Source organism: Rugamonas sp., from assembly GCF_025354735.1.
GTDB lineage: Bacteria > Pseudomonadota > Gammaproteobacteria > Burkholderiales > Burkholderiaceae_D > Rugamonas.
Window position 1 is genome coordinate 1 of record NZ_JANXMI010000088.1, and the last position, 12,661, is coordinate 12,661.

Annotated in this window: 11 protein-coding genes; 7 read left to right on the plus strand and 4 right to left on the minus strand. The window is 67.2% G+C overall.

Going from position 1 to position 12,661, the window contains the following annotated elements:
* Positions 1-844, minus strand: an 844-nt coding sequence (locus tag Q0S71_RS07805; protein ID WP_295993770.1) for an enolase C-terminal domain-like protein, incomplete at its 3' end; no start/stop codon positions are given.
* Between the two features lie 110 nt (positions 845-954).
* On the opposite strand from Q0S71_RS07805, the gene Q0S71_RS07810 reads away from it, so the two are divergent.
* The gene (locus Q0S71_RS07810; protein ID WP_295993772.1) at positions 955-1,884 is read left to right on the plus strand and encodes a LysR family transcriptional regulator; all 930 of its coding nucleotides are present in this window, start codon (positions 955-957) and stop codon (positions 1,882-1,884) included.
* A 4-nt stretch (positions 1,885-1,888) separates the two neighbouring features.
* On the opposite strand, the gene Q0S71_RS07815 is transcribed toward Q0S71_RS07810, so the two are convergent.
* Both Q0S71_RS07815 and Q0S71_RS07820 read right to left on the minus strand, forming a co-directional pair.
* Positions 1,889-2,512, minus strand: coding sequence for a glutathione S-transferase family protein (locus tag Q0S71_RS07815; protein ID WP_295993774.1), 624 nt, complete (start codon positions 2,510-2,512; stop codon positions 1,889-1,891).
* Between the two features lie 17 nt (positions 2,513-2,529).
* Positions 2,530-3,171, minus strand: coding sequence for a LysE family translocator (locus Q0S71_RS07820; protein WP_295993776.1), 642 nt, complete (start codon positions 3,169-3,171; stop codon positions 2,530-2,532).
* Positions 3,172-3,326: 155 nt separating this feature from the next.
* On the opposite strand from Q0S71_RS07820, the gene Q0S71_RS07825 reads away from it, so the two are divergent.
* The 6 genes from Q0S71_RS07825 to Q0S71_RS07850 all read left to right on the plus strand — a co-directional run bounded on the left by Q0S71_RS07825 (position 3,327) and on the right by Q0S71_RS07850 (position 11,895).
* A complete protein-coding gene (locus tag Q0S71_RS07825) occupies positions 3,327-4,685 on the plus strand; it encodes a TolC family protein (protein WP_295993778.1) in 1,359 nt (452 codons plus the stop codon).
* Positions 4,682-5,806, plus strand: a complete 1,125-nt coding sequence (locus tag Q0S71_RS07830; RefSeq protein WP_295993779.1) for an efflux RND transporter periplasmic adaptor subunit — start codon at positions 4,682-4,684, stop codon at positions 5,804-5,806. Before Q0S71_RS07825 ends, Q0S71_RS07830 begins: the two co-directional genes overlap by 4 nt.
* Positions 5,803-8,883, plus strand: coding sequence for an efflux RND transporter permease subunit (locus tag Q0S71_RS07835; protein ID WP_295993781.1), 3,081 nt, complete (start codon positions 5,803-5,805; stop codon positions 8,881-8,883). Before Q0S71_RS07830 ends, Q0S71_RS07835 begins: the two co-directional genes overlap by 4 nt.
* A gap of 64 nt (positions 8,884-8,947) precedes the next feature.
* Positions 8,948-9,913, plus strand: coding sequence for a hypothetical protein (locus Q0S71_RS07840; protein WP_295993783.1), 966 nt, complete (start codon positions 8,948-8,950; stop codon positions 9,911-9,913).
* A gap of 24 nt (positions 9,914-9,937) precedes the next feature.
* Positions 9,938-10,600 (plus strand): response regulator transcription factor, encoded by a 663-nt coding sequence (locus Q0S71_RS07845; RefSeq protein ID WP_295993785.1) that lies wholly within the window; start codon positions 9,938-9,940, stop codon positions 10,598-10,600.
* Positions 10,597-11,895 carry an ATP-binding protein gene (locus tag Q0S71_RS07850; RefSeq protein WP_295993788.1) on the plus strand — a complete coding sequence of 433 codons (1,299 nt, stop codon included), beginning with the start codon at positions 10,597-10,599 and terminating at the stop codon, positions 11,893-11,895. The genes Q0S71_RS07845 and Q0S71_RS07850 overlap by 4 nt, the downstream gene beginning before the upstream one ends.
* A gap of 61 nt (positions 11,896-11,956) precedes the next feature.
* On the opposite strand, the gene Q0S71_RS07855 is transcribed toward Q0S71_RS07850, so the two are convergent.
* Entirely contained in the window at positions 11,957-12,655 is a 699-nt protein-coding gene (locus tag Q0S71_RS07855; protein ID WP_295993790.1) for a phosphatase PAP2 family protein, read from the minus strand.
* Positions 12,656-12,661: the final 6 nt, after the last annotated feature.

The following is a 12,661-nucleotide window of genomic DNA, read 5'->3' on the forward strand; positions in this document are numbered from 1 at the left end:
GCATGCCGCCGTAGCGGATCAGGTTGCGCGCGTCCTGCATCGAGAACAGGTTTTCTCCCGTGGCCATCGGGTTCTTGTAGAAGTTGCGCAACGCGGCCTGCAGTTCGTAATCGAGCGGATCGCCCGCCTCCTCGTACCAGAACAGGTCGTACTGCGACATGGCCTTGGCGTAGGCGATGGCCGTCTCCAGATCGAATCGGCCGTTGGCATCGACGCACAGCTTCTGGCCGTCTTGCAGCACTTCCATGATCGCGTCGATGCGGCGCAGGTCTTCGTCGAGCGAGGCTCCGCCGATCTTCTTCTTCACGACCGTGTAGCCGCGGTCGATGTAGCTGCGCATCTCATCCTGCAGCTTCCCGTGGTCCTGGCCAGGGTAGTAATAACCGCCGGCGGCGTAGACGAAGATCTTGCGATCGGGCTGGCTGTTGCCGTAGCGGTCGGCCAGCAACTGGAATAGCGGTTTGCCTTCGATCTTGGCCACCGCGTCCCAGATCGCCATGTCGATGGTGCCGATGGCGACCGAGCGCTCGCCGTGGCCGCCCGGCTTCTCGTTGGTGAACATGCAGTTCCAGATCTTGTGCGGGTCGAGGTTGGTGCCGGCGTCGTCGACCAGGCTTTCCGGCGCCGCTTCCAGCAGGCGCGGGATGAAGCGTTCGCGCATCAACTTGCCCTGGCCGTAGCGGCCATTGGAGTTGAAGCCGTAGCCGATGACGGGCCGGCCGTCGCGGATCACGTCGGTGACGACGGCCACCAGGCTCAAAGTCATCTTGCTGAAATCGATGTAGGCGTTGCGGATCGGGGAGCTGATCGGAATGGTTTGCTCGCGGATTTCGACGATTCTCATGCTGGTCTCCTGTTTGAGTTGAATGAAGATTTCGATAGCATGGATCTTAGGCCGGAACGGCCATGGCATAATGCACTTGAAATAATACGACTATTAACTTCAGGTGAATAATGAAGGCCGACGCCGGAGAACTGACTTTCTTTGTGACGCTGGCGCGGCTGGGCAACCTGTCGGCCACCGCGCGCGAGCTCGATGTGACGCCGCCGGCCGTCACCAAGCGCCTGGCGCTGCTGGAACAGCGCCTCGGCGTACGGCTGCTGAACCGCACCACGCGCCGCGTCAGCCTCACCAGCGAAGGCGAAACCTATCTGGCGCACGCCACCCGCATCCTGGCCGAAATCGGCGAAATGGAGGATTTGGTCAGCAGCAGCCGCGCCACGCCGCGCGGCCTGCTGCGGGTGAACGCGCCGCTCGGTTTCGGCCGCACCACGATCGCGCCGCTGATGTCGGCCTTCGCCAAGCTCCATCCCGAGATCGAAATCGAATTGCAGCTGACCGACCGCCCCATCGACCTGGTCGAGCAACGCTTCGATCTGGCGGTGCGCTTCGGCGAGCTGCCGGACACGCGATTGAGCGCGCGCCGCATCATGTCGAACCGGCGCTTTCTGTGCGCGTCGCCGGCCTACCTGCGCAAGCACGGCGAACCGCAGACGCTGGCCGAGCTGGCGGCGCACCGTTGCATCATCCACCGCCAGAACGACGACGCCTACGGCATCTGGCGCTTCACGCGCAACCGCAAGTCGGAGGTGGTCAAGGTGCACGGAAAATTGTCGAGCAACGACGGCGATATCGCGCTCGGCTGGGCGCTCGACGGCCAGGGCTTGCTGATCCGCTCGGAGTGGGATCTGGCCAAGTATTTCGACAGCGGCCGTTTGCAGCTGGTGCTGCCGGCGTACACGCTGCCGCCGGCCGATTTGTTCGTCTACTATCCGAGCCAGCGCAATCTGTCGGCGCGGGTGCGGACCTTCATCGATTTCCTGGTCTCGAAAATCGGCCCGCCGCCAAAGAGCCGGGGCCTGCCCGCCAACCTGCGCGCATAAAAAATCAAGGCATGCCGTTCCTGCAATGCGGCGCAAACCCCGGCTGTGCGCTCAGGCGCGACATATAGCCGTCGACCGCCGCGTAGTGCGGCCGTTCGATCGGCGTCATCTGCCAGCGGTTGACCGACAGGCCGATCGCGATATCGGCCAGCGTGAACCGGTCGCCGGCGACATAAGCGCCAGTGTCGAGCAGCCGCGCATCGAGTATCGCCATCATGCGATTCCAGCCGGCGACACCGTCGGCCAGCGCGGCGGCATCTCCATGCGCGGGACTCTTGCGCACCAGCGCCATGAAGGCATAACGCCAGGCGTTGTTCAGCTCCGTGGCCTGCCAGTCCATCCACTGTTCGACGCGGGCGCGCGCGGCCGCATCGGCCGGCAGCAAATCGCCCCGGCCATGTTTGGCGGCCAGATAGCGGCAAATCGTGTTCGACTCCCACAGCACGAAATCGCCATCGCGTATCACCGGCACCATCGCGTTCGGATTCAACGCGAGAAACGCCGGATCGTCGGTCGCGCGCAAGCCGGCGCCCCACGGATCGAGTTCAAACGGCAGCCCGAGTTCAATGCAAGTCCACAGCACCTTGCGCACATTGATGGAGCCGGGTTTGCCGAGTACGCGCAACATGGCCGACGACGCCACCGTCACACCGCCTGCCGGCGCAACGCCAGCAGCAAGGAGCCAAACGAAATGAACGCCGTACCGACCACGCGGTTGACCCACTTGGCGAACATGGGCCGCAGCAGCATGCCGCGTGCGCGTGAAGCCAGCAGCGCGTAGCCGACGTGCGTGATATACGACAGCAGCATGAAGATTCCGGTCAGGACCAGAAACTGCGGCAGCAGCGGCGCGCGCGCATCGACAAATTGTGGGAACAGCGCCGTAAAGAAAAGCAGCGCCTTCGGATTGGTGGCCGCCGTCAAAAATGCTTCGCCATACAGCTTATGGCGCCCCGGCTCGTTGCTTGGTTCGGCATCGGGGGCCGTGCTGCCCAGTGCCGATGCGCGGCCGAACAGGTGGCGCAAGCCGATGTAGAACAGATACAGCGCGCCCATGATCTTGACGGCGTCGAACAATAGCGCGGAAGACTTCAGCAGCACGCCCAGACCCAGGATCGCCGCCGTCGACAGGCAGAAGATGCCGCACAAATTGCCCAGGGCGGACCACAGGACGGAGCGCATGCCGTAGCTGGCGCCGTTGCGCAAGGAGAGCAGCACGGCCGGACCGGGGCTCATGATGGACAGGGCGGCGATGGCGGTGAAGGCGAGGATGGTATGGGTGTTCATCGGTCTTTCTCTGGCAGGGCGGCGGGTCGGCGCGGACTATGGAAACCCAACTGTATCACCTTGCGCGCGCCCGCGTTAATGCAGCCTTAATGCTCGATTCCGTACCATGCGGTTCAGCGTTGCCATCGTGGCGACGCCTTCTGAATGGCCGTAACATGATCTCGACACGCTGCGTTGAAATGGCGATCTGCTGCGCGCTGGCCGGCTGCGCCAGCTATGAGCCGCAAACGCTGACGCCCGCATCGGCCGCGCCGGTCTATCCGGCCGATATCCGCGTCGATGCCGCCAGCCTGCCGTTCCCGGCGCTGGCCGCGCACCGCTTCGATCCGTCCGACGGCCTCGATAGCGTCGAAACGGCGATGCTGGCCGTGGCCAACAATCCCGGCCTGAAGCTGGCGCGCGACGACGCCGCCGTCGCGCATGCGCAGGCCTACGCCGCCGGCCTGCTGCCCGACCCGCAACTGGCGCTGAGCCGCGACCTGTCCGATTCCGGCGCCGACATCCGGCCCGCCTACAGCTATGGCCTGAGCTACGACATCAACGCGCTGCTACAGCACTCGTCGCAGCACGGCGCCGCGCTGGCCGACGCGCGCAAGACCGACCTTAATTTGCTGTGGCAGGAATGGCAGGTGGTGTCGCAGGCGCGCCTGCTGTTCGTGCGCCTGACGCAAGCGCGCCGGTTGATGGCGGTGCTGGACGACACCCGTGCGCTGTTCGCCGACCGCCTGCAACGCACCCAGGCCGCGCTGGCGCACGGCTTGTTGAGCAGCGACGCCGTCGCGCCCAACCTGAGCGCGTTGCAGGATGTGCAGCGCCAGATATTTGAACTGGAACGCCTATCCGCGCAGTCGGCGCGCGAGCTCAATAGCCTGCTTGGCCTGGCGCCATCGACCGTGCTGCAATTGCAGGAAGACGCCGATCCCGGCGCCGTCGACGCCACGCAGCTGACCGCCGCGCTGACCGCATTGCCGCTGCGGCGCCCCGACCTGATCGCGCTGCAAGCCGGCTATCAGGCCCAGGACGAGCGCTATCGCGGCGCGCTGCTGGCCCAGTTCCCGGCGCTGAACGTGGGCCTGACGCGGGCGCGCGACTCCAGCGGCATCGGTTCTAGCGCCGTCGGCATCACGATGTCGCTGCCGTTCCTGAACCGCAATCGCGGCAATATCGCCATCGAACACGCCACGCGCCAGAAGCTGTACGACGAATACCAGCAACGGCTGCAGGCCAGCCGCGACGAGATCGCCGGCATCGCCGCCGAGCAGGCGCTGAACGCGCGCCAGCTGGCGCAGATCGATAGCGCCGTCGCCGCGCTGCAAGCGACGCTGGCGCGCAGCGACACCGCCTACCGCGCCGGCGCCGTCGATGCGCTGTTGTACGCCAATGCGCGCGCCGCCCTGCTGGCCAAGCAGGTCGAACGCATCACCCTGTGGCAGGCCATGCTGGAACAGCGCGTCGCCCTGCAAACCCTGCTCGGCGTCGACCCCACGGCGCCCCCTTCCGAAAGCCAGAAATGATAAAACGACGATACGCAATCGGCGCGCCGCTGGCCGTCGCCGTGCTGGTCGCCGCGCTGGTCGGCGTCCGGCACGCCGCCGGCCGCGCCGAACCCCAGGCCGAATCCCCTGCCGCCAAAGTCGCCAGCGCCAACGCCGACGCCGACGAAGGCGACGCCGCCGCCAGCGCGCTGGTGCTCACGCAAGCGGTGGCACGGCAGGAGATGGCGCTTACGGCCGGCGCTTACGGCGAAGTCGATGCCGGCCTGCCCGAATCGCTCAGCTTCGCGCAAGCGGGCCGGCTGACGCGCATCGTGGCGCGGCCGGGTCAAGCCGTCCACCGTGCCGAAGTCTTGGCGACGCTGGAACCCGATCCCGCCGCGCAGGCCGCGTATGCGCAGGCGGCCAACGCGGTGGCGTTTGCCCAGCGCGAGCTGCGCCGCAATCAGGATTTGCTGGCGCTGCAACTGGCGACGCAATCGCAAGTGGACGCCGCAACCCATCAACTCCAGGATGCGCAGGCGGCGCTGACGGCGCAGGCGAAACTGGGCGGCGCCAGGGACGCCTTGCAGATGCTGGCGCCGTTCGATGCGGTCGTGGTGTCGATTGCGGCCACGCAGGGCGAACGCCTGGCCGCCGGCGCGGCCGTCCTGCAACTGGGCCGGCGCGACACGCCGCGCGTGCTGCTGCAAATCGAGCCGTCGCTGCCCCCGCAGCTGCATGTCGGCGCGGCCGTCAGATTGACGCCGCTGCAAGGCGATGCGCCGCCGTTCGCGGCCGCCATCGCGCAGGTGCAGGATGCCGTCGACCCGAAGACGCAGATGATAGGCGCCGTGGTCGCGCTGTCGCCGGCGTCGGCCACGGCCGCCCATCTGCTGCCCGGCATGCGCGTGTCGGCCGTCGTCGAATTGGGCCGCGTGCGCGCCTGGTCGGTGCCGCGCCAGGCGGTGCTGAGCGACGAGCGGGGTTCTTATCTGTTCCAGGTCGCGCAGGGGAAGGCCCGTCGCGTCGACGTCCGCACGCTGGTCGAGACGTCGGCGGCCTATGGCGTCGATGGCGCGTTGAACGCCGCGCTGCCGCTGGTCGTGCAGGGAAATTACGAGCTGACCGACGGCATGGCCGTGCGCGGAGCCGCCAAATGAGCATCGTGAACATCGACGGCTGGAGCCAGACGCACCGCCGCTCGATTTTATTCCTGCTGCTGATGCTGGCCGTGGCGGGCGTGATCGCCGCGTTCCGCCTGCCGGTGTCGCTGTTCCCGGCGGTCGATTTTCCGCGCGCGGTGGTGGCGCTGGACGCCGGCGACCAGCCGGCCGAACAAATGGAAATGCTTGTCACGCGCCCGGTCGAGGAGGCCGTGCGGCGCGTGCCCGGGGTGCGCAGCGTGCGCTCGACCACCAGCCGCGGCGCGGCCGAAGTGTCGATCAATTTCGAGTGGGGCCGCGACATGGCCGCGTCGACGCTGGAAGTGAATGCGGCGATCGCGCAAATCGTCGCGCGCCTGCCGGCCGGCACGCAGGTGTCGACGCGGCGCATGGACCCCACCGTCTTCCCCATCGTCGCCTACAGCCTGGTGTCGTCGACGCTGACGCCGGTGCAGCTGCGCGACCTGGCCGACTATCAGCTGCGTCCCTTGCTGTCCGGCGTCGACGGCGTGGCCAGCGTGCAGGTCACCGGCGGCGCGCTGGAAGAATACCGCGTCACCGCCGATCCGGCGCGGCTGGCGGCCTATCACCTCGGCAGCGACGACGTGCTGCGCACCCTGGCCGCGACCAATGTGCTGAACGCCGTCGGCCGGCTGGAAGACCACTACAAACTCTATCTGGTGGTGTCCGACACGCGGCCGGCGAACCTGGAGCAGCTGCGCCAGACCATGCTGCGCACGCCGTCCGGCGCGCTGGTGCGGCTGGCCGACGTGGCGCGCGTCGAGCGCAGCACCGTGCCGGAATGGATACGCGTGACGGCCGACGGCCGCGACGCGGTGCTCATGTCGGTCTACCAGCAACCGGGCAGCAACAGCGTGCAGATCGCGCAGGACATCAAGCAGCGCCTGGCCGCATACGAGCGGCAGATGCCGGCCGGCGTGCGCGTCGCGAGCTGGTACGACCAGAGCCGCCTGGTGCTGGAGGCGGCCACCAGCGTGCGCGACGCGGTGCTGATCGGGGTCGCGCTGTCGGCGCTGGTGCTGCTGCTTTTCCTGCGCAACGTGAAGGTGACGCTGATCGCCGTGGTGGTGGTGCCGGCGGTGCTGGCGTCGACCGTGGTGCTGCTGTACGTGCTCAATATGAGCTTCAACATCATGACGCTGGGCGGCATGGCGGCGGCGGTCGGCCTGATTATCGACGACGCCATCGTCATGATCGAACATATCATGCGCCGCCTGCAAAATGGCGCCGGCCAGGCGCAGCGCCGCGTGATGGAGGCGGCGCGCGAATTCACGGCGCCGCTGGCCGGCTCCTCGGCGTCGACGCTGGTGATCTTCGCGCCGCTGGCCTTTCTGGGCGGCGTCACCGGCGCCTTTTTCAAGGCGCTGTCGCTGACGATGGCGGTGGCGCTGTCGATCTCCTTTCTCATCACGTGGCTGGCCGTGCCGCTGCTGGCGTCGCGCTTCCTGAGCCAGCGCGACGCCGCGCCCCATGCGCCGTCGCGCGCCCTGCTGTGGACGCAGCGGCGGTATCGCGCGCTGCTGGCGGCGCTGCTGCGCCAGCCCCTGTGGATGTTGGCCGGCGTGCTGCCGCTGCTGCTGGCCGGCGCGCTGGCCTTGCGCGCGGTCGGTTCCGGCTTCATGCCGGCGATGGACGAAGGCGGCTTCGTGCTCGATTACCGCAGCCAGCCCGGCACCGCGCTGTCCGAAACGGACCGCCTGCTGCGCCAGGTCGAGCAGATCGTGCGCGCCACGCCGGACGTCGAAACCTATTCGCGCCGCACCGGCACCGGCCTGGGAGGCGGTTTGAGCGAAGCGAATCAGGGCGACTTTTTCATCCGCCTGAAAGCGGGCCGGCGGCGGCCGGTGGAACAGGTGATGGACGATATCCGCCAGCGGGTCGAACACCGGGTGCCGGGCCTGAAAATCGAAATGGCGCAGCTGATGGAGGACCTGATCGGCGACCTGACGGCGGTGCCGCAGCCGGTCGAGATCAAAATCTTCGGCGACAATCCGCAGGCGCTGGCGCAGGCCGCGCAAAAGGTGGCCGACCGCATAGGCAAGATCGCCGGCGTGGTCGATGTCGGCAACGGCATCAACCCGGCCGGCGATGCGCTCGACATCCACATCGACCCGGTCAAGGCGGCGCTGGAAGGGATGGACCCGGACACGATCACAAAAAACCTGCAAGACCTGTTGAGCGGCAGCGTGGCGACGCAGATCGCCAGCGGCGTCAAGATGGTCGGCGTGCGGGTCTGGGTGCCGCGCGATTTGCGCAGCACCGACACCGACGTCCTCAATCTGCAGATCCGCACGCCGGACGGCCACGTGTTCCCGCTGCGGCGCGTGGCGAGCCAGCGCAGCATCACCGGCCAGCCGGAAATCGCGCGCGAAAATCTCAAGCGCATGGTGGCGGTGACGGCGCGCATCAGCGGCCGCGATCTCGGCTCCGTCATCGCCGACGTCAAGCTGGCGATGGCGCCGCCGGAGCTGCTGCCGCCCGGTAGCTACTACGCGCTCGGCGGCCTGTACGAACAGCAGCGCATCGCCTTCCGGGGTTTGCTGACGGTGTTCGCCGCCGCCGCCGCGCTGGTGTTCCTGCTGCTGCTGTTTATTTATGAAAGCTTCCGCATCGCCCTGTCGATACTGGCGACCGCGCTGTGCGCCGTGTCGGCCGTGTTCATCGGCCTCTGGATCAGCGGCATCGAGCTCAATATCTCGGCGATGATGGGCATGACGATGATAATCGGGATGGTCACCGAAGTGGCGATCTTCTACTATTCGGAGCAGCAGGAATTGACGGCGGCGATGGCGCCGGATCACGCGCCGGAACTGGCGCTGATCGAAGCGGGCATCAACCGCATGCGGCCGATCGCGATGACGACGCTGGCCGCGATCCTGACGCTGCTGCCGCTCGCTTTCGCCATCGGCAAGGGATCGGAGATGCAGCAGCCGCTGGCGGTCGCCATCATCTCCGGACTGGTGGTGCAGTTGCCGCTGGTGCTGTTGCTGATGCCGGCGCTGCTGCATGCGATGCGCGGTCGCAGCCGCAAGGCGGCCGGCTTGGCGCCATGATTTTTTCCGCCGCGCCCACCGTGGCGCGGCTTTTGCGGGACAATGACTTAACCACGGAGATGAAATGAAATCGATAAAAAAAATCAGCGCAATTTTGCTGGCCTGCCTGTTCGGCGCCAACGCGCACGCCGCGCCGGCTTACACGGTGCAGCAAAAATGGTCGCTGGGCGAGGCCGGGAAATGGGACTACACCGATATCGATCCGGTGCGCCACCGCCTGTTCATCACGCGCGGCACCCGGGTGCAGGTGCTGGACCTGCCATCGGGCCGGGTGGCCGGCGAAATCGCCAACACCGCCGGCGTGCACGGCGTCGCGTTCGCGCAGGACCTGAAGCTGGGCTTCACCAGCAACGGCCGCGCCAACAGCGTCACCGTGTTCGATCTGGACACGCTGGAAATCAAGCAGCAATTGCCGATACCGGGCGCCAATCCCGACGCCATCCTTTACGAGCCGCAGTCGCACAAGCTCTATACCTTCAACGGCAACAGCGGCGACGTCACCGTCATCGACGCGGTGGCCTTGAAAGTGGTGGCGACGATCAAGGTCGGCGGCAAGCTGGAATTCGCGGTCGGCGACGGCGCCGGAAAAATCTTCTTCAACATCGAGGACAAGTCCGAAATCGGCGTCATCGACGTCGCATCCAACAAGCTCGATGCGCGCTGGAAGCTGGCCGGTTGCGAGGAGCCGAGCGGCCTGGCGTTCGACCAGCAGCACGCGCGCCTGTTCTCGGTTTGCCAGAATAAAATCATGGCCGTCACCGACAGCAAAACCGGCAAGCGCGTCGCCGATGTCGCCATCGGCGAGCATCCCGACGCGGCCATGTACGATGCGGCCAGCGCCACCGTGTTCTCGTCCAACGGCGGCGGCACGCTGAGCGTGATCCGCCAGATCGACGCCGACCACTACGAGGCATCGCAAACGGCCACCGCGAAAGGCGCCCGCACGATGGCGATGGACCACGCCAGCCAGACCGTGTACCTGCCGGCGGCCGTGGACCAAGTGTTCACCGTGCTGGTGGTCGCGCCCTGAACGTTTAAAAAAGAAAGGCACGCCATGCGGCTGCTGCTGGTGGAAGACGATCCGATGATCGGTGAAAGTATGGAGGACGGCCTGCGCGGCGCCAGCTACGCGGTCGACTGGGTGCGCGACGGCGCCGCCGCCGAACTGGCGCTGATCGCCGTCGATTACGACCTGGTGCTGCTCGACCTGGGCCTGCCGCGCCAGCAAGGCATGGAAGTGCTGCGCAAATACCGCGCGCGCGGCGGCACCGCGCCGATACTGGTGGTGACGGCGCGCGACAGCACGGCGGCGCGCGTCGAAGGACTGGACGGCGGCGCCGACGACTATCTCATCAAGCCCTTCGATCTCGATGAATTGATGGCGCGCGTGCGCGCGCTGCTGCGGCGGCGCGTGGCGCGCACGCAGTCGGTGATCGTGCATGGCGTGCTGACGCTCGACTTGGCCAGCCATGAAGTGACGCTGGCCGGCGCGCCGCTGCATTTGTCGGCGCGCGAATTTTCCGTGCTGCGGGCGCTGCTCGACGCGCCGGGCAGCGTGGTGTCGAAACGCCAGCTGGAAGAAAAACTCTATGGCTGGAACGAGGAAATCGAAAGCAACGCCGTCGACGTCTACATCTACCACCTGCGCAAAAAACTGGGCGCCGACTTTATCCGCAACGTGCGCGGCGTCGGCTACAAAGTGGCGGTGGAACCGTGAGGTCGATACGCCAGCAACTGCTGATCGGCCTGTTTTGCGGCGCGCTGCTGTGCATCGCCGGCGCCGGCGTCGGCCTGTATCGCGCGGTGCGCGAGGAGGCCAGCGAATTGTCGGACATGCAGCTGCGCCAGATCGCCGTCACGCTGCCCGACCAGCTGTCGGGCATTAACGGCGCGCGCGTGGTCGAAGATCCGGAGGAGGAATTCGTGGTCCAGGCTTGGAGCGACAGGGGCGCCTTGATCTACGCCTCGCGGCCCGACGCCGTGCAGCCGCGCTACCTGGCCAATGGCTACGCTACCGTCCAGCGCGACGGCCAGCGCTGGCGCATTTACAGCGTCGAGCGGCGCGGCCAGCTGGTGCAGGTTGCGCAGTCGCTGGCGACGCGCGACGGACTGGCGGCCAAGCTGGCGCTGCGCATCGTGCTGCCGCTGCTGCTGATGATACCTTTGCTGGGCGGCCTGATTTATCTGGTGGTGGGGCGCGCGCTGCGGCCCTTGCACCAGGTGGCGCGCGCCGTCGCCGGCCGTTCGCCGCAGGCCTTGCAGCCGCTGGAGCTGGCGCCGATGTCGCCGGAGCTGCGGCCGATCGTCGATGCGCTCAACGGACTGCTGTTGAAAATCGCCGAGGCGATGACGGCGCAGCGCCGCTTCGTCGCCGACGCCGCGCATGAATTGCGTTCGCCGCTGACGGCGCTGAAATTGCAGCTGCAACTGGCCGAGCGCGCCGACGGCGACGCGGCGCGCGCGGCGGCCCACGCCAAGCTGCACGAGCGGCTGGACCGCAGCAGTCATCTGGTGCAGCAGTTGTTGACGCTGGCGCGCCACGAGCCGGATCAGGTGCCGCAGGCCGCGGCGCCGGTCGATTTGTGCGCGCTGGTGCAGACGGCGGTGGGCGACCATTCGACGCTGGCCGAGAGCCGCAATATCGATCTGGGGGCGGCGCTGGCGGCGATCACCATCGCGGTGAACGGCCACGCCGATGCACTGGCCGTGCTGCTGAATAATCTGGTCGATAACGCCTTGCGTTACACGCAGCCGGGCGGCCAGGTTGACGTCAGCGCCGCCGTCGAGGAGGGCCGGGCGGTGCTGCGCGTGGCCGACAATGGCCCCGGCATCGCGCCCGGACAGGTGCCGCGCGTGTTCGACCGGTTTTATCGGCCCGATGGCAATCAGGCGTGGGGTTCGGGCCTGGGGCTGGCGATCGTCAAGAATATCGCCGAGCTGCATGGCGCGGCGATAAGGCTGGGGCCGGGTTTGGATGGCGCTGGACTGACGGTGACGATCGCGTTTCCCTGATCGCGCCGGCGCCGATTGCGCGGGCGCCGGCTCACCGCCCCGTGATCCGCCGCGCGTATTCTCACTGCGGCAACGCCAGCGCGCGGCGCAGTTCCGCCTTGGCGGCGGCCAGCTCCGCCTGGAACGCCGGGTTGGCGTCCATCGCCGCGTGCGTCGCGTAGGCCAGCAGTTTGCCGGCGGCGACGTCGCTCGGGAAGTGGACGCCGCAGATCAGCCGGTTGTGCGCGTAGTCGTCGGCGCGGGCCAGGATGGCGTCGCGCTGCTCCGGCACCATTTCAATCAGCACCAGCGCGTCCAGATAGCCGGCCGTCGCGTGGCCGCTCGGGTAGGAGTCGTTCTTGGTCTTGGTCTTGCAGACCGGGTGCAGCGTCGCGTCGACATTGTAGGGACGCACGCGGCCGAAGGCCAGTTTGCCCGGCGTGCTGTTGACGCCTTCGTCGTTCGATACATGCTTGGCCAGCGCCGCCGTCAGCGGCAGCGCGGCGGGATTGAAACGCTCGCCCAGCACCGACTGGTAAATGAACAGCGTCTCGATGGTTTCGTCGGCGCGCGCCGCCTCGACCTGGGCCGGCGTGCGCGCCGCCTCGATGCGGTGCAGCTCGGCCAGCTCGGCGCGCGTGGCGGTGGAATCGGCGGCCGTCGGCGCCGGCAGGATCTGCGCGGCGTTGGTGGCGGCGGGCGGCACGTAGACCGGATCGTGGGCGGCCAGCGCGGCGCCGCTGATGGCAGCGATTACGCTAAACAGTATAAATGGTTTCATGGTTTT